Source organism: Gelidibacter pelagius (assembly GCF_017581925.1).
Taxonomy (GTDB): Bacteria; Bacteroidota; Bacteroidia; order Flavobacteriales; family Flavobacteriaceae; genus Gelidibacter; species Gelidibacter pelagius.
The window spans coordinates 109103-126910 of record NZ_JAGEVG010000005.1 but is presented as its reverse complement, the minus strand read 5'-3'; the positions used below and the strand labels follow the sequence as shown (position 1 = coordinate 126910).

General features: G+C 40.6%; 10 protein-coding genes. All 10 read left to right on the top strand.

Features of this window, described 5'->3' with window-relative positions; genetic code table 11:
- Nucleotides 1-124: 124 nt before the first annotated feature.
- The 10 genes from J4051_RS05875 to J4051_RS05830 all read left to right on the top strand — a co-directional run bounded on the left by J4051_RS05875 (nucleotide 125) and on the right by J4051_RS05830 (nucleotide 17789).
- Nucleotides 125-3145 (top strand): SusC/RagA family TonB-linked outer membrane protein, encoded by a 3021-nt coding sequence (locus J4051_RS05875; RefSeq protein WP_208232927.1) that lies wholly within the window; start codon nucleotides 125-127, stop codon nucleotides 3143-3145.
- A 14-nt stretch (nucleotides 3146-3159) separates the two neighbouring features.
- A complete protein-coding gene (locus tag J4051_RS05870) occupies nucleotides 3160-4695 on the top strand; it encodes a RagB/SusD family nutrient uptake outer membrane protein (RefSeq protein ID WP_208232926.1) in 1536 nt (511 codons plus the stop codon).
- 28 nt (nucleotides 4696-4723) lie between these two features.
- Nucleotides 4724-6448 carry a LamG domain-containing protein gene (locus J4051_RS05865; protein WP_208232925.1) on the top strand — a complete coding sequence of 575 codons (1725 nt, stop codon included), beginning with the start codon at nucleotides 4724-4726 and terminating at the stop codon, nucleotides 6446-6448.
- Between the two features lie 301 nt (nucleotides 6449-6749).
- The gene (locus tag J4051_RS05860) at nucleotides 6750-8117 is read left to right on the top strand and encodes a glucoamylase family protein (RefSeq protein WP_236027264.1); all 1368 of its coding nucleotides are present in this window, start codon (nucleotides 6750-6752) and stop codon (nucleotides 8115-8117) included.
- A 16-nt stretch (nucleotides 8118-8133) separates the two neighbouring features.
- A complete protein-coding gene (locus tag J4051_RS05855; RefSeq protein ID WP_208232924.1) occupies nucleotides 8134-9501 on the top strand; it encodes a glucoamylase family protein in 1368 nt (455 codons plus the stop codon).
- A 46-nt stretch (nucleotides 9502-9547) separates the two neighbouring features.
- Complete coding sequence (locus J4051_RS05850) at nucleotides 9548-10342, top strand: carboxylesterase family protein (protein ID WP_208232923.1); 795 nt, start codon at nucleotides 9548-9550, stop codon at nucleotides 10340-10342.
- Nucleotides 10342-12654, top strand: a complete 2313-nt coding sequence (gene bglX, locus J4051_RS05845) for a beta-glucosidase BglX (RefSeq protein ID WP_208232922.1) — start codon at nucleotides 10342-10344, stop codon at nucleotides 12652-12654. The genes J4051_RS05850 and bglX overlap by 1 nt, the downstream gene beginning before the upstream one ends.
- Before the next feature lie 101 nt (nucleotides 12655-12755).
- A complete protein-coding gene (locus J4051_RS05840; protein WP_208232921.1) occupies nucleotides 12756-14990 on the top strand; it encodes a glycoside hydrolase family 3 N-terminal domain-containing protein in 2235 nt (744 codons plus the stop codon).
- A 31-nt stretch (nucleotides 14991-15021) separates the two neighbouring features.
- Nucleotides 15022-16857, top strand: coding sequence for a T9SS type A sorting domain-containing protein (locus tag J4051_RS05835; RefSeq protein WP_208232920.1), 1836 nt, complete (start codon nucleotides 15022-15024; stop codon nucleotides 16855-16857).
- Nucleotides 16858-16868: 11 nt separating this feature from the next.
- Nucleotides 16869-17789, top strand: a complete 921-nt coding sequence (locus tag J4051_RS05830; protein WP_208232919.1) for a T9SS type A sorting domain-containing protein — start codon at nucleotides 16869-16871, stop codon at nucleotides 17787-17789.
- The last annotated feature ends 19 nt before the right edge of the window (nucleotides 17790-17808 follow it).

Sequence of the window (17808 nt, the reverse complement as noted above, 5' to 3'; positions counted from 1 at the left end):
GCTACGTCATTCTTGAAATTTAAGGTTTTTTTAACGTTGACGTACTTAAAGTGTAAATGAATTTATGGACACGCTTCAAATTCATTATATATTTCGATTAACTAACACAATAAAATTTATTTATATGAAAGCAAGACTAATTTTATTCTTATTTTTTCTTTTCAGTTATACGGTTTCCCAGGCTCAGGAGACCACTGTTACAGGAACGGTAACGAGTGCAGAAGATAGTTTTCCTGTCCCCGGGGTCAATGTCTTGATTAAAGGGACGTCCAGAGGAACAAGTACTGACTTTGACGGGAATTACTCCTTGAAAGTCAATAGAGGTGAAATTGTAGAATTTTCATCTTTGGGTTTTAAAACGGTCTCAGTGACCATCTCCAATCAAACGACTATTAACATCAATTTAGAAGCTGACATTGAAGCTTTAGGTGAAATTGTTGTTGTTGGTTATGGAACTCAGAAAAAGGCCGACTTAACGGGTGCCATTACAACTGTAAAGGCGGAAGACATTGAAAGAACACCAACAAGTAACGTCATGCAATCGCTTCAAGGAAAAGTGGCGGGTGTGCAAGTAGTCGGTGTTGGTTCTCCGGGCGATTCCCCGAAAGTAAGGTTACGTGGTGTTGGAACTTTTGACGGAAACAATAATCCGCTGTATGTGGTCAATGGGATGTTTTATGATAATATTGACTTTTTAAACACCAGTGATATTGAATCTGTCTCTGTTTTGAAAGATGCGTCATCTTCAGCAATTTTTGGACAGAAGGCTGCGGGTGGAGTCATTATTATTCAAACCAAATCGGGAAAATTTGAGAAAGCCCCTGAATTTGTATATAACGGATATTCAGGCTATCAATTTGCCCAAAATGTTGTGAAAATGGCAAATGCTGAGCAGTTTGCAACTATGGCTTATGAATCAGGTTCACAAACGGATATTAACAATATTCAAAGCGCAATACAGCGTTTTGGAAGGAGTAGAGTCAATCCAAATCTTCCAAATGTGAATACAGATTGGTTCAAGGAGATTTTACGTCCTGCCACTATTTCCAGTCACAGCATTGGTGTTAATGGGGGTGGTGAAAATGTCACCTATTCCGTAGGTGCCAATTATTTTTCTCAAGATGGTATTATGGATATGAAGAATGAGTACGAGCGCTTTAACATTAGATCTAATGTAGATATTAAGTTATCAGAACGTTTTAAAATGGGAACCAATATGGTATTCAGTAATGCCACCAAATATAATGCAGAAAATGCCGCTTGGTTTCAGGCCTATTTTGCGGTACCAACATTACCTGTGTATGATTCCTTAAATACGGAAGCAACCCCTGTGGCGTATTCTGATGCTACCAAAATTGGCTACAGAGGTTCCCAAAATCCATTTCCGACCATGCGATACAATGAAAATCAGTTGAAGATTAGAAAATTGTTGACCAATATTTACGCTGAGTATTTTATTGTACCTGAGAAATTGTCTATTAAGTCGTCTTATTATCATGATTATTCTTCTATTGAAGAGCGTAACGTCAGATTGCCATATTTTATTTCTGAAAATTCGCAAAGAGAGACTTCGTCTATTAGAAAGGCACAAGCCACCTATTCCAATCAAATTTGGGATAATGTTATCACTTATAAAGATGTCTTTGGAGCTCATAATTTAACTTTAATTGGTGGTACATCGTATAGAGATGAGGCGGTTCATAATCTTTCCGCTACGGGTGAGGATATAACGGGTATTGCTTTTGAAAGTTCTTGGTACTTGGACTTTGCAGATAAAGAATCCTTTAGTGGAAATGTTAGTGATAATGGTGGACGTATATATGGGGTGTCGTATTTCGGTAGAGCGGAATATAGCTATATGGATCGCTATCTTATCAACGCCACCTTTCGAAGGGAAGGGGATTCAAAATTTACCGCCAACAATTGGTTGAACACTTATGCTGTAGGATTGGGTTGGGTATTAACTGAAGAAAATTTTATGCAAGACAATGGTGTTTTTGATTTCTTGAAATTAAGAGCCAGTTATGGTGAGCTTGGAAATGGAAGTCTTGGTAGAAGTTCTGGCACCAGAACGGTAAGCATCGTCCAAACAGATATTGGCGATCAGCCTGTAAGTGGAATTGTCTCTACAAGTAATTTCTCCAACTTAGAATGGGAGGTTACAGAAGAAAAAGACTTTGGTATTTCTGCAAGAATGTTCAACAGTCGTTTGAGCTTGGAGGCCGATTATTTTATACGAACCACAAATAATGCTGTGATACCTGTCATTCAACCGATTTCAAACGAAATTGTGAGAAAAAATGCCGGTGTAATTAGAAACCAAGGTTTGGAGGTGAGTCTAGATTATAACCAAAATTTGAATGATAATTGGAGAATTAATATTGGCGCCAATGTGTCAACTCTTAAGAATGAGGTGATTACATTGGCTGATAACCAGGAATATATTGATGGCGGATCTTTTGAATTTCGTCAGCGTACGCGCGTTGGAGATCCAATTCGATCCTTTTTTGGTTACGAAGTACTTGGGGTATATCAAACAAATGAAGAGGTTCAAAATGACCCTATAGCAATGGCCAATAATTTAGTGCCAGGCGATTTGAGATATAAAGATGTCAATGGTGATGGTGTTTTAGACGCTGATGATCGCGTCATTTTAGGTTCTTATCTACCGAACTTTATGTATGGAGGTAATTTGGGTGTAGGTTATAAAGGTTTCGATTTTTCTGTGAATTTTTCAGGACAATCGGGAAACAAAATTTTGAACCGTAAAAGAGGTGAAGTTATTTTCACCAGTGGTACTAATATCGATGCTGATTTGGCCGTCAATCGTTGGCATGGTGAGGGAACTTCCAATTCTTACCCATCTTCAGCCGGATTAAGAAAAGGCTGGAACCAAAAATTGAGTACTTATTTTATTGAAGATGGTTCCTACTTCAGGATTCAGAATATTCAATTGTCGTATACCGTTAAACCTGGTTCATTACTAGGTAAAAAAATGCCTGAAACACGATTGACCTTTACAGCAGAGCGTCCATTTACTTTCTTTAAGTATAATGGCTTTGATCCAGAAGTTCAAGATGGGATTGACAGACAAACCTATCCTGTTCCAGCAGTTTATACGATGGGAATCAATATAAAAATCTAAAAAATATGCACGATATGAAGAATTTCAAACAACTATTAAACCCACTAGTCTATGTGCTAGTTGCAGGTTTGTGCTTTACATCCTGTGAAGACAAACTCCAAGAACAAGATGGCCAGTTGGGAACTGGTGATTTAGATTATACCAAAACAAGTGATATGATTATGCCATTGATCGGTGCGTATGCCCAAATCTACTCGAGAGGGTGGGAAGATCCACTTTTGTTGGGAGTCAGGGGAGATGATGTCAATGCCGGAGGTTTGGGTGATCAACAGCCGTTCGCTGATACGGATATGTTCAATTATGATAAAGGTTATTGGATGTATAATTCCCTATGGACCAATATGTACAGTGATATTTTAGACATTAACAACGCCAGAGAGACTGTGCAGAGCTACAAGGATTTTGCACCAGAAAGTGCCTATGAAAGAGCCGATCAGTTTATGGCGGAAACCAAAGTGTTGAGTGGATGGACACATCTTCAAATGGCTCGTGTATGGGGCAGTGTGTTTATTATTACCAAATCTGATGTTACGGATGATTTGGCAAACGGTGTCGCTACAAAAGCAGAGATCATGAAATATGTATCTGATCTGATGGATGAAGCCATACCTGATTTACCAGACATGCGACCAAACCAGCGAACTGACGTTCCGGGGGGTGTTACAAAGTATACGGCCCTTGCTGTAAAAGCCTTGGCAAATTTAGAGCTTGAAAATTACCAAGAAGTGGCGAATGCCACAGGTGCCATAATCAACTCTAATAAATTCATGTTGTTCGATGATTTCTACCAATTATTTAAGAAACCAGGTGAATTGAGTAACGAAAATTTATTTGAATTCCAATATTCAGATTATGGATCCGCAACGGGAGCAGTGAATAATCATTTGTATGCACCATTTGGTCCTGAAAATTGGACGCCAGCACGAGCAGGAGCAAGTTCAGGATGGGGATTTTATGAGCCGAGTTTTAAGTTTATTAAGTTCATGTTAGATAGAAATGAAAAGGTGCGTTTGCAAACCAGTGTACTTTTTACCAATAGAGGGATTGATGAAATTAAATTAGATGCAGCATATGCAACATTACCTTCTTGGATTTCAAACACCACCCCAGATGGCGATGTCATCAATGATTTTAACAGAGCAAAATTTTCGAGTGGAAAACACTATTTACCATCCCAGCAGTTGACAGAAGGACGTAATAGCTATGGTTCAGGCAAAAATATGATTGTCATTCGCTATGCGGAAATCTTATTGATGTATGCAGAAGCCTTAACAAAAGGTGCCAATGGTAACGGAATGACCGCAGACCAAGCGGTTAATTTGGTACGAAACAGGGCGGGGCTTGGAGACTTGACCGGGGTTACCCATGCTGATGTTATGGACGAAAAGTTCGCTGAATTGGGCATGGAATGGGGCATCCGTTATTTTGATCTGATACGATTGAAAAATTATGCCGAGTTGAGCTACGATGGTAGAACATTTTCAGAAGACAAGGCACTACTTCCTTATCCTCAAACGCAGGTGGACTTATTGCCATTGGGTGTAGAATAAAATAATTCACTTTATAAATCATATAAAAATGAAAAAAATTAACAGACTAATTTTCGGAATATTCTCCTTGCTCTTAATGGTGTCCTGTTACGAAGGCATTGATCCAATTTCCCAAGTTGATCCAGGACCGGATGCTGGTGCACCAATGGTCACCATTATGAGACCGGCCAACGGACTTGAAATTCAGGTTCCGGATCTGGTCACTTCCACAATGGTTCAATTTAGAGTTGAAGATGATATAGAAATCGGTTCGATCTCCGTGATGTTGAACGGTGCTGAAATCGCTTCGTATGACAGTTTTATAGATTATAGAATTGCCAGTTATGAATTTATGCAAGACAATATTACTACAGGAGATCATGTGCTGACAGTATCGGCAACAGATTTAGCAGGGAATGTGACTACCGCAACATCTAACTTTACAAAATCGCCTCCGTATACACCAATATTTGCAGGAGAGCAATTCTATATGCCGTTTGATGGCGACTTTACGGAGCTTGTAAGCGTTATCGCCGCAGAAGAAGTTGGAAGCCCGGGGTTTGGTGGAACTGCTTATGCCGGCTCCAATTCGTATAAGGCAGGTACTGATAACTATTTGACCTTTCCAACCAGCGCTTTGGCTTTAGGTGATAATTTTAGTGGAGCATTTTGGTATAAAGTCAATCCTTTACCAGATCGTGCGGGTATTTTAACCATAGGTGCCAATGCAGATGATCGTAACCAAGGGCTTAGATTATTCCGTGAAGGAGGCGCTGAAAAACAGCGTATTAAATTAAATGTTGGTACGGGGAGTGGTGATAGTTGGAATGATGGTGGCGAAATTGATGTAGCTGCTGGAGATTGGGTGCATGTGGCATTTACAATTTCAGCTACGGAAACAAAAATCTATCTTAACGGCATGGAAGTCAATACAGGCACATTAAGTGCTCCAATTGATTGGACAGGTGCCTCGCAATTGGTAATTGGAGCTGGTGGACCAACCTTCAGTTATTGGAATCATAAGTCTGATTCCAGTTTGATGGATGAGTTAAGATTATTTGACACCACCTTATCACAAAGCGAAATTACAAGCATGATAGCTCAAGGCAGCCAAAGAATGCACGTAAACTTTAATGGAAGTTATACCGATAATGTTAGAGATATTGAAGCTACCATGGTTGGAACCCCTGGTTTTGCAGGAGAAGGATATGCCGGCTCAAACGCTTACAAAGGGGCTGAGGATTCTTATTTAACATTCCCGACAACTGGTTTATTGAATAATCAATTCAGTGCTGCATTTTGGTATAAAATAAATGCAACGCCAGATCGTGCCGGTATTTTGGTAATAGGACCTCCAGATACAGAAAATGCCAATTTCCCTAATGTTCAAAATGATCGAACCAGTGGATTCCGTTTCTTCCGAGAAGGTGGAGCCACCAACCAAATTTTTAAACTTAATGTGGGCAATGGAGATGCAGATGTTTGGTTTGATGGCGGCGCCGCAGCTACCATAGACCCTACAGCAAATAATGGTTGGGTGCATTTGGCTTTTACTATTTCTTCTACAGAATGTGTAGTGTATGTTAATGGAGAGGTAGTCAAACAAGGTGAATTTTCCGGTGTGGATTGGACTGATTGTGATGTCCTTTCTGTGATGTCGGGTGCGCCTCGATTTACAGGATGGAACCACAAATCTGACCTAAGCGTAATGGATGAATTGAGAATTTTTGACAAAGCACTTTCACAAACAGAAATCCAATCGCTAATGTTCTAATAAACAATCCGTCCTTGACGGGGATTTAGATTTTTTATTGAGTTAGTCTAATTTCATTTTGGCTGCATTCTGGCAACGGAGTGCAGCTAAAATTTATTAGTGAAACCCAAAACTCAAAAGCCGAAGGCGCATTGAGTTTTGATGGTTGAACCAATCCCGCTCTTTAAAGTCACGAGGTAAGCGGCATCCTAATTCCAGTCTGTCAACAGGCAGGCAAAACAAAAAAGCGAAACGCATTGGGTGCTCCTGTTGAGAAGTCCCTATAAGCATTTTAATTGACCATTTTTTAATTGACCATTTTATGTTTAAACCTTTTACCAGACTTTTTATACTATGGATGTCATTAATTGTGCTTTTTTTGAGCTGCAATACTTCCGGAAAAAAACAAAATGATAGGGCTTCTTTAATCAAATCGGCTGTAATTTTCGCTGATGACCCATTGTTGGACACCCTTCAAAAGCAAACCTTCAACTATTTTTGGGAAGGTGCCGAGCCTAATTCCGGCTTGGCAAGAGAGCGCATCCATATCGATGGCGTTTATCCTACCAGTCCCAAAAACACGGTGACCACAGGAGGTTCTGGATTTGGATTTATGGTGCTTTTGGTGGGGATTAAAAACGGCTATATTTCAAGAGAGGAGGCTGTTGACAGATTTATCAAAATGGTAGATTTTCTCGAGAAAGCCGATCGTTTCCACGGCGCGTGGCCACATTGGCTCAATGGCGAAACTGGAAAAGTGGTGCCGTTCAGTAAAAAAGATAATGGTGGTGACTTGGTAGAAACGGCATTTTTGATTCAAGGCATGTTGACCGTTAAAGAATATTTTAAAGATGGTAACATTAAAGAAAAAGAACTCGCCCATAAAATTGACCAACTATGGAGAGAAGTAGAATGGGACTGGTACACTAAAGGCGAAAACGTTTTGTATTGGCATTGGTCACCGAATTATGAATGGGACATGAATTTCCCTATTGGTGGCTATAATGAATGTTTGGTCATGTATGTGCTCGCAGCAGCCTCACCGACGCATTCAATTTCTAAAGAAGTTTATGACCAGGGTTGGTCTTTGAATGGCAACATTGTTTCTAAGGATTCTTTGTATGGTATTCCATTAGTTCTCAACTATTATGAAAATGCTGATGCAGATATAGGACCGATGTTTTGGGGACATTATTCCTATTTGGGCTTAAATCCAAAAGAGCTTAAAGATCAATATGCAGATTATTGGAAACTGGTCCAAAACCAAGCTAAAATTCACCATGCTTATGCCGTCGAAAATCCAAAAGGCTTTAAAGGCTATGGCGATAGTTTATGGGGTTTGTCTTCCAGTTACTCAGTAAGTGGTTATAAAGCACATCGACCAGGAAACGATGTTGGTGTTATTTCACCTACCGCAGCCTTAGCCTCGATCCCATATACCCCTGAGGAGAGTGTAAAAATGCTGCATTATCTATATGAAAAACAAGATTCCCTTATCGGTAAATACGGACCTTATGATGCCTTTAGTTTCGATGAAAATTGGTCGGTTCAGCGCTATTTGGCCATTGATCAAGGGCCGATTCCCATAATGATCGAAAATTATCGATCAGGAATGCTCTGGGATTTGTTTATGCAAAATGAAGATGTGCAACGTGGATTGGATAAACTCGGATTCACCTATAAAAAATAAAATAAACTACGATTTCATGAAAAAAATATACGGCTTACTCTTTATTGCATTGATAACCTTGGCCTGTTCCAAAAGCACGCCATCTGAGCCTTTTAATCCAGATCCTGTTGATGATGGCCCAGTGCTCATTGATCCATTGACTGATGTGGAAATGATGGATTTGGTGCAACGCGAAACCTTCAAATACTTTTGGGATTTTGCAGAGCCCAATTCTAAGGCGGCAAAAGAACGTTATATTCCAAGTAATCCTTCGCAAGATCAACATGTGGTCACTTCAGGAGGAACTGGCTTTGGCTTGATGGCGATTATAGTAGGTATTGAAAGAGGCTATGTGACAAGAGCTGAAGCCGTGACAAGATTACAAACACTTTTGACATTTTTAGAAAACGCTGACCGTTTTCACGGCGCATGGTCACACTGGATCAACGGAAACAATGGCAGCGTGATCCCATTTAGCAACCAGGACAACGGGGGCGATTTGGTTGAAACTTCTTTTGTGGTTCAAGGTCTGATCTGCATCAAAGAGTATTTTAAAAACGGCTCTCCAGCAGAGGTGGAATTGGCCAACAAAGCAGATGTACTTTGGAAAGGTGTCGAATGGGATTGGTACACAAAAAATGAAAACGTATTATACTGGCATTGGAGCCCCAATTACGATTTTTCCATGAATTTAAAAATTCAGGGTTATAATGAAAGCTTGATTACTTATGTGTTGGCCGCAGCCTCACCTGATTACTCCATTTCTCCTGATGTTTATACACAAGGTTGGGCAGGTAATGGCACAATGGTGTCTTCTAATGTGCAATATGGATTGCCATTGGTTCTAAAACATGCGGGTTCACCGCAATTTGGAGGTCCGATGTTCTTTAGCCATTATTCATTTTTGGGTTTGAACCCGATGAATTTAGCGGACCAATATGCCAATTATAAAGATGTGGTGACCAATCACGCAAAAATCAATTATCAATATGCGGTTCAAAATCCGCAAAATTTTGAAGGATATGGAAAGGATTGTTGGGGCTTATCGGCAAGTTATTCGAGAAACACAGATGGATCTTTAGGCTATGCAGCACACAGTCCGGTTAACGATAAAGGTGTTATTTCACCCACGGCTGCCATTAGCTCGATCGCTTATACGCCTACGGAATCCTTGCGTGCCATGCATTATTTTTATCAGAAAAAGAACAAATTACTAGGAAAGGCTGGATTTTACGATGCCTTTAGCCCGGAATATGATTTTTGGGTTGCTGAAGCTTATTTGGCCATTGATCAAGGTCCACAGATCATCATGATTGAAAATCATAGAACAGGTTTACTTTGGAATCTATTTATGCAGAATGACGATGTGAAAAACGGACTTGATAAACTTGGATTCACCTATTAACAACTAAGATGTTTAACTTTTTTGAAAGTCTTAAACCATAACATATATGAGCTTAAATATTAAAAATATAATTTTTATAATTACGGTGCTTCTTTTAAACCCTTTAAAGATATCTGCGCAACATGAAGATTATTATATTGAAGAACAATTTGTTTCTGGAAATGACACCTTAAACTATCGGGTGTTAATGCCGAAAAGTTTTGAGTCACCCAATCAATTTCCGGTGGCGCTGTTTCTTCACGGGGCTGGTGAAAGAGGCAGTGATAACACCAGACAATTAACGCATGGCAGTGAATTGTTTTATAAAATGAGGGATTCTTTTCCTGCGATTGTCATCTTTCCACAATGTCCGCAAAACGATTATTGGGCGAATGTAACAGTCGATAGGAGTACAAGACCACTTTCGTTAAGTTTCCCAGTGGACAGCGCTCCCACCAAATCCATGAGTCTGGTGATGCAATTAATGGATAAAATGCTCACAAAACCCTATGTCAAAAAAGACCAGGTATATGTTGGCGGTCTCTCGATGGGCGGCATGGGTACCTTCGAAATCCTATACAGAAAACCTGAAGTATTTGCGGCAGCCTTCGCCATCTGTGGTGCAGGAAACCCTGACGCTACAGAAGCTTATGCTAAAACCGTCCCAATGTGGATTTTCCACGGAGCCAATGATGATGTGGTCGGTCCGCAAGAATCTGTGGACATGGTTTCCGGTATTTTAAAATATGGAGGAAAGCCCAATTTTTCGCTTTTCGCCAAAGACAATCACAACAGTTGGGATTCGGCGTTTGCTGAACCCGAACTGATCCCTTGGTTATTTTCTAATTCAAAATCTAAATAATGAAATTACAATCATTCAACGCCGTCTTTTTTAGCACCGTTATCTTCTGTTTGTTATCCTGTAATACGTATCAGGCACAAACGCAAGTAAAACCTCAAAAATCGATCGAACAGAAAGTCGATTCAATTCTGAAATTGATGACTTTGGAAGAAAAACTGGGGCAGCTCAATTTGCCATCCGCTGGCGATATCACAACGGGTCAAGCCACAAGTTCCGACATCGGAATAAAGATTGAAGAAGGCAAAGTAGGTGGGTTATTCAACATCAAAACGGTCCAAAAAATCAAAGAGGTCCAAAAAGTGGCCATGGAAAAAAGCCGATTGAAAATTCCGTTATTATTTGGCATGGATGTGATTCATGGGTATGAAACCACATTTCCAATTCCGCTTGGGCTATCCAGTTCTTGGGACATGCCAATGATTCAAGAGACCGCACGTATTGCAGCCATTGAAGCAAGTGCCGATGGGATCAACTGGACCTTTTCACCGATGGTAGATCTATCTCGTGATGCCCGTTGGGGACGCGTTTCTGAGGGTTCGGGAGAAGATGTTTATTTGGGGAGTCAAATCGCAATTGCCATGGTAAAAGGTTATCAAGGCACGGATCTGACTGAAAATAAGACCATTATGGCCTGTGTTAAACATTTCGCACTATATGGGGCTTCTGAGGCGGGGCGGGATTATAACACTGTCGATATGAGCCGGATTAAAATGTACAATGATTTCTTACCTCCATATAAAGCAGCGGTTGATGCTGGCGTAGGTTCTGTGATGGCGTCTTTTAATGAAATTGACGGCATTCCTGCGACCGGTAATAAATGGTTGATGACCGATTTGCTACGCACCGATTGGGGATTTGACGGCTTTGTCGTTACCGATTATACGGGCATCAATGAAATGGTGGACCATGGCATGGGCGACTTGCAGACCGTTTCAGCTATGGCGATCAATGCTGGAATTGACATGGATATGGTTGGTGAAGGTTTGTTGACTACTTTGCAAAAATCGTATGAGGAAGGTAAAGTTTCAATGGAAACCATTGATACCGCTGTGAAACGTATGCTTACTGCAAAATATCAATTGGGTCTTTTTGATGATCCGTATAAATATTGCGACGTCAATAGAGCAAAGACAGAAATCTTTACGGATGAACACCGTGCATTCGCCAGAAAAGTATCGGCAGAATCGATGGTATTGATGAAAAACGACCGTCAAACCTTACCCATAAAAAAAACAGGTACTATAGCACTTATAGGTCCATTAGCCAATACAGCAGTGAATATGGCAGGAACCTGGAGTGTGGCCACAAAACAAGAAAAATCCATTCCGTTGTTGGAAGGTCTAAAAACGGTTGTTGGTAATAAAGCCAAAATTTTATATGCCAAAGGAAGTAATCTTGCTGAAGACCTAGAGTACGAAAAACGCGTCACCATGTTTGGAAAAGACATTCCTCGTGATGGGCGGACGGATCAGGAAATGTTGGATGAAGCTTTGGAAATTGCCTCAAGATCTGATGTGATCATTGCCGCCATGGGCGAGTCGGCTGAAATGAGTGGCGAAAGCAGTAGCCGTACCAATCTGGACATTCCACAAATTCAAAAGGATTTGTTGCAAGCGCTATTAAAAACAGGTAAGCCAGTCGTTTTGGTCATGTTTACCGGTCGTCCATTGACTATTGAAGAAGAGGTTGAAACGGTTCCGGCCATTTTGAATGTGTGGTTTCCTGGAAGTGAAGCTGGTTTGGCAATTTCTGATGTCCTGTTTGGCGATGTGAATCCGTCTGGCAAATTAACGGCGACTTTTCCACGTAATGTGGGACAAATTCCTATTTACTACAATCACAAAAATACAGGCCGTCCATTAAACAATAAAGACGGTGTTTTTGAAAAATTCCGTTCCAATTATTTAGATGTCCAAAATGAGCCGTTATTTCCATTTGGTTACGGATTGAGCTATACCACATTTGATTATTCCAATCTAAAATTGAGTGCCAACCAAATTGCTATGGATGGAACTATTGATGTTTCTGTAGAGGTTAAGAATTCAGGGAATTATGATGGGAAGGAAGTCGTTCAACTGTACATCAGAGATTTGGTGGGCTCAGTGACGCGTCCGGTCAAGGAATTAAAAGGCTTTGAGAAAGTAGAGATCAAAAAAGGAGAAACGAAAACAGTTACATTTAAATTGACCGTTGAAGATTTGAAATTCTACAATTCCAATTTGGATTTTGTAGCAGAACCAGGACAGTTTCATGTCTTTGTTGGTACCAATTCTGATACGACCATGAAAGCCGAATTTGAGTTGAAAAATTAAGGTGAACCAGAGACCTCACAGGTTTTAACCTGTCCGCCGAAGGAGGAAAACCTTTGAGGTCTAATCAAGTTAACGTTAACATTGAATAAATACCAGAACCTATGAGAACACGTCATTTTTTAATCGCAAGTCTTATGTTTTTTGGATGTCTATGGTCTTTGGGTGCGCAAAATGCGCCTTCCATATACGAGGCTAAAATCGATTCGTTGATGAACTTGATGACTTTGGAAGAAAAAATCGGTCAGACCGTTATGTATGGCGGGGGTTGGGCCAAAACAGGACCGTTCGTCAATACTGATTTCGAGAAATACATTAGAGAAGGTAACGTAGGTGCTATGTTGAATGTGTATACCGCTAAAGCCACACGTGATCTACAGAAAATTGCTGTAGAAAACACCCGCTTGGGGATTCCGCTGTTGTTTGGTTATGATGTGATTCACGGCCATCGCACCATTTTCCCAATTAATCTCGCACTGTCCGGTAGTTGGGATCCTGAGCTTGTTGAACTCACCTCACGCATCGCTGCTGAAGAAGCTTCGGCAGAAGGATTGCACTGGACTTTTGCACCCATGTTGGATATTGCCAGAGATCCGCGTTGGGGCAGGATTTCAGAGGGTGCAGGAGAAGACGTTTATCTGACCAATGTCTTGGCAAAGTCTTATGTAAAAGGATTTCAGGGCTATGATTTGTCAAAAAACAATACCATTCTTGCCTGTGCCAAGCATTTTGTGGGTTACGGCGCTGCACAAGCGGGTCGTGATTATCATACGGTCAGTATGGGAGAAGATGAATTGCGTAACGTGTATTTACCACCGTTTAAAGCAGCCGTTGATGCTGGAGTGGAAACCTTTATGACCGCTTTTAATGAGCTGAACGGCGTTCCCGCAACCGGAAATAAATTTATTTTTCGCGACATTCTTCGTAATGAATGGGATTTTAAAGGCTTTGTCGTGTCCGATTATACGGCTATTAATGAATTGATTCCACATGGTTTCGCAAAAGACAGTATTGATGCCGCACGTTTGGCAATGCTCGCCGGAATTGACATGGATATGATGGGACATGTGTATCGTAAGAATTTAAAGAAATTGATTGAAGATGGAGCGATTAGTGAGGACTTGGTCAATGAGCCCTGTCGGAAAATTTTATCGGCAAAATTCAAATTGGGATTGTTTGACGATCCTTATCGCTATTCTGACGAAAAACGCCAACAAGAAATCATCTATAAACCCGAATTTTTAAAAACGGCTCGTGACGCTGCGGCGGCATCTTCGGTATTATTGAAAAATGATGGGAATGCTTTACCATTGGAAAAGTCGGCTACCGTTGCTTTGATCGGTCCCTTGGCAAAGGATGAGTATCACATTAACGGGAATTGGGGTGGTGCTGGAGATAGAAAAGGAAAGTCGGTGAGTATTTACGAAGGTCTTCAGGAATATTTAAAGGAGCATGGTATTTTATATGCGAAGGGTTGCGATCTGGAAAAAGATGACGAAAGTGGTTTTCAGGAAGCTATTGATGCAGCCAAAAAAGCAGATGTGGTGCTTCTCGTTATGGGCGAAAGTTACCACATGAGCGGTGAGGCAGCATCGCGTACTGACATTAGAATACCTGGGATCCAACCAAAACTGATCAAGAAAATTCGGGAAGCGGTTCCCAATAAGAAAATTGTAATGCTTTTAATGAACGGAAGACCTTTGGACCTTTCGGAAGAAATTGAACAAGTGGATGCTGTTTTGGAAGCTTGGTATCCTGGAACCATGGGAGGAAGTGGCGTTGCAGACGTCTTGTTTGGGGTTTATAACCCATCGGCGAAGTTGACGGTGACCTTTCCACGTAATGTTGGCCAGATTCCAATTTATTACAATATGAAAAACACAGGACGTCCCATCCCGGAATCCAATCCGAAACAAGATTATAAGTCCAATTATATCGATTCGCCAAATACCCCATTATTCGTTTTTGGACACGGCTTGAGCTATACTTCATTTAAATATTCTGACCTCACGCTGTCGTCAGCACATATCGGATTTAATGACACACTTACAGCAACGGTAAGCATTACCAATACCGGGAATTATGACGGCCATGAAGTGGTTCAGCTTTATATACACGATAAGGTAGGAAGCATTACAAGGCCTGTGAAGGAACTCAAAGGTTTCCAAAAAATCTTTCTTAAAAAAGGAGAAACTAAAATTGTAAGGTTTAAACTATCGGCTGAGGATTTGAAGTTTTACAACAACAAAATGGAATTTGTTGCTGAAGCAGGAGAATTTGAAATTGCCATTGCGCCAAGTTCTGATTTTAAATTTAAACATTTATTTACCCTCGAATAACCCTTAAATTAATTATAAATAGCAGATCACTATGAAAAAACAATTACTCTTTTTACTTATGCTGATGACTTCTATAAGTTTTGCGCAGCAATACGCATTTATAGACTTCGGGCATGGAAATACCACAACATCCGGAAATTGGAATAACGTGGTCACAACGATGCAAAATCAAACAGGTGTGATAGTCAACCTGATTGATTCAAACGGGGCCGCCACCGGAGTGACACTTGAGCTGACAGACGCTTTTGATGCCATCAATACCAATGGTACAACGTCACCTAATAGCGCATTGCCTTTTCCCGCTTCGGCCACGAGAGATAGTTTTTTTGGTGCAACAAGTGCAGCGTTTAACGGAAATATCACGCTCACTGGAGGATTTACATTGACTGGATTGGACCCTTCAAAATATTATTCGTTTTCAGTATTCAGTTCCAGAACTGGGGTGAGCGATAATCGCGAAACGCTCTATACGGTAACCGGTGCAACAATTGCTGCTGAAGGTTTAAATGCCTCTAATAACACGGCAAACACTGCGGATATTTTAAATATTCAATCTACGGCAAGTGGTGACATCACCTTTGAAGCCAAACCAGGACCGAACAACAATAATTCTTTTGGATTTTTCTATATAGGTGCGCTCCAATTGATCATCAGTGACACGCCAATTGGAGATACCACTCCAGATCCTGCGCTGACCTTGACCTATCCTAATGGTGGTCATTTATGGGAAGTAGACAAAACCGTAAGAGTGAAATGGTCAAGTATTGCTGTTACCGATATGTTGATCGAATTTTCCTCAGATAATGGCGCTAATTGGTCAACCATAGCTACCGCCCCAGCGTCATTACAGTATTATGACATGGTGGTTCCCAATACGATTTCATCATCCTGCCTGATCAGGATTTCAGGAGAGGGCCTGACCGATACAAGTGATGCTGCATTTGAAACCATACCAAATGAAGGCTTGGTTTACAGGATTGTCATCCTCGGTTCATCAACCGCAGCAGGTGTGGGGCCATCAGACGGTAATAACGCTTGGGCAACCAAGTACCGCAACTATCTTACAGAAATGGATACGCGTTATGATATTGTCAATTTAGCTGTGGGCGGTTATGCTACCTACAATATTTTACCAACGGGCACACCAATCCCATCGGGAGTAAGTAGATCAATAGACACGCAAAGAAACATTACAAAGGGCATTGAATTGGTTCCAGGAGGCGTTATCATTAACATGCCTTCCAATGATGCTGCAAGTGGTTATCCTGTTGCAGATCAACTGACCAACTATAATCTTATCAGTGCCGTAACCACCAGTGAAGAAGTACCATTATGGGTCACCACCCCACAACCACGAAATTTTGGGAGTAATACGACAAACCTGAATATTCAAACCCAAATGGTGACCGAGACCAACATGATGTTCGGTGACTTTGCCATCGATTTTTGGACAGGTTTTCCTATTGCCAATAATAATGGTATTCTTCCACAGTATGATTCGGGAGATGGTATCCATTATAATGATGCGGCACACCAGATTTTTTATGACCGCGTTATCGCTAAAGGTATTCACCTTGCTGTAAAAGAAAGAGCAGATGCTTTGAGTGTGGAGGATTATGTTACTGCAGATTTCAAAGTGTATCCAAACCCAGTGACTACAACGGCTACCATTAAGTTCACGCAGACATTGTCGCAAGAGGTCACTATCACATTGATTGATATGTTGGGCAAAGAAATTTATCGAAAAACAAAGACCCCTGTGAACAATACGATGTCTTTTTCGAGAGATCAGATTGAATCGGGATTTTATATTATGAGGATTAACAGTGACAATAAAATTATTACAAAGAGAATATTAATCAACTAAAAATAAAAACAATGAAAAAAATTACGCAAACATTAGCAATATTATGTATTGCTATATTATCAACGACGGTACAATCACAACAGGTTTTCCTTTTTGATTTGAACCACAACAATTCGGAACTTAACCGGACAGAGGGCAACTGGAACAATCATTTGGCAAGTGCTATGACTACAGACATCACCAACTTTATCAATGATCAAGGTGTGGCTTCAACCTATTCTTTTGGTGTTACGGATTCTTTTGTAGCCGCCAACAACAATGGAACGACCTCTCCCGATCCGAGTATTGGTTTTCCTGCTACGGCAACGATTGACTCCTATTATGTCCAGGATGGAAGTAACGAAACAGGAGCTTTTACCTTTTCAGGTATGAATACCTCCATGTATTATCAATTTGAAATTTTTGCTTCGCGAATGAGTGTATCGGATAATCGTCAAGCTCAATATACCGCAACAGGTGCCAATACTGGAATAGCTTATTTGGATGGAGGAAACAATACAGCAAATACGACCACTATTGCAAACATTCAACCTGACGCCTCTGGAAACATTGTATTAGCACTCCAAAAAGGACCTGAAAATACTAATGGCGCAGGCTTTTGTTATATTGGCGTCATTAAAATGACGGAAACTACAGAGCTTTCAACTTCTGATTTTTCATTGGAGGCCAATGTCACGATCTCTCCAAATCCTGTGGCTGAGTCGTTTTCAATTCGTTTTAAAATGAATAACACTGCAAAAGTTTCCATAGCCATGTATGATGTTGCCGGCAAAATGGTTACGTCTATTTTCAATGATGAGGTTTCTGCTGGTGTATTTAACCATACTTGGAATAGAACTTCGGGAGAAGACGATACAATTGCTGCTGGACTTTATATCTTGGAAATTAACGCAGGTGGTAATAAAATGAGCAAAAGAGTAGTCTTAAAATAATGTAACATTATTTATACCA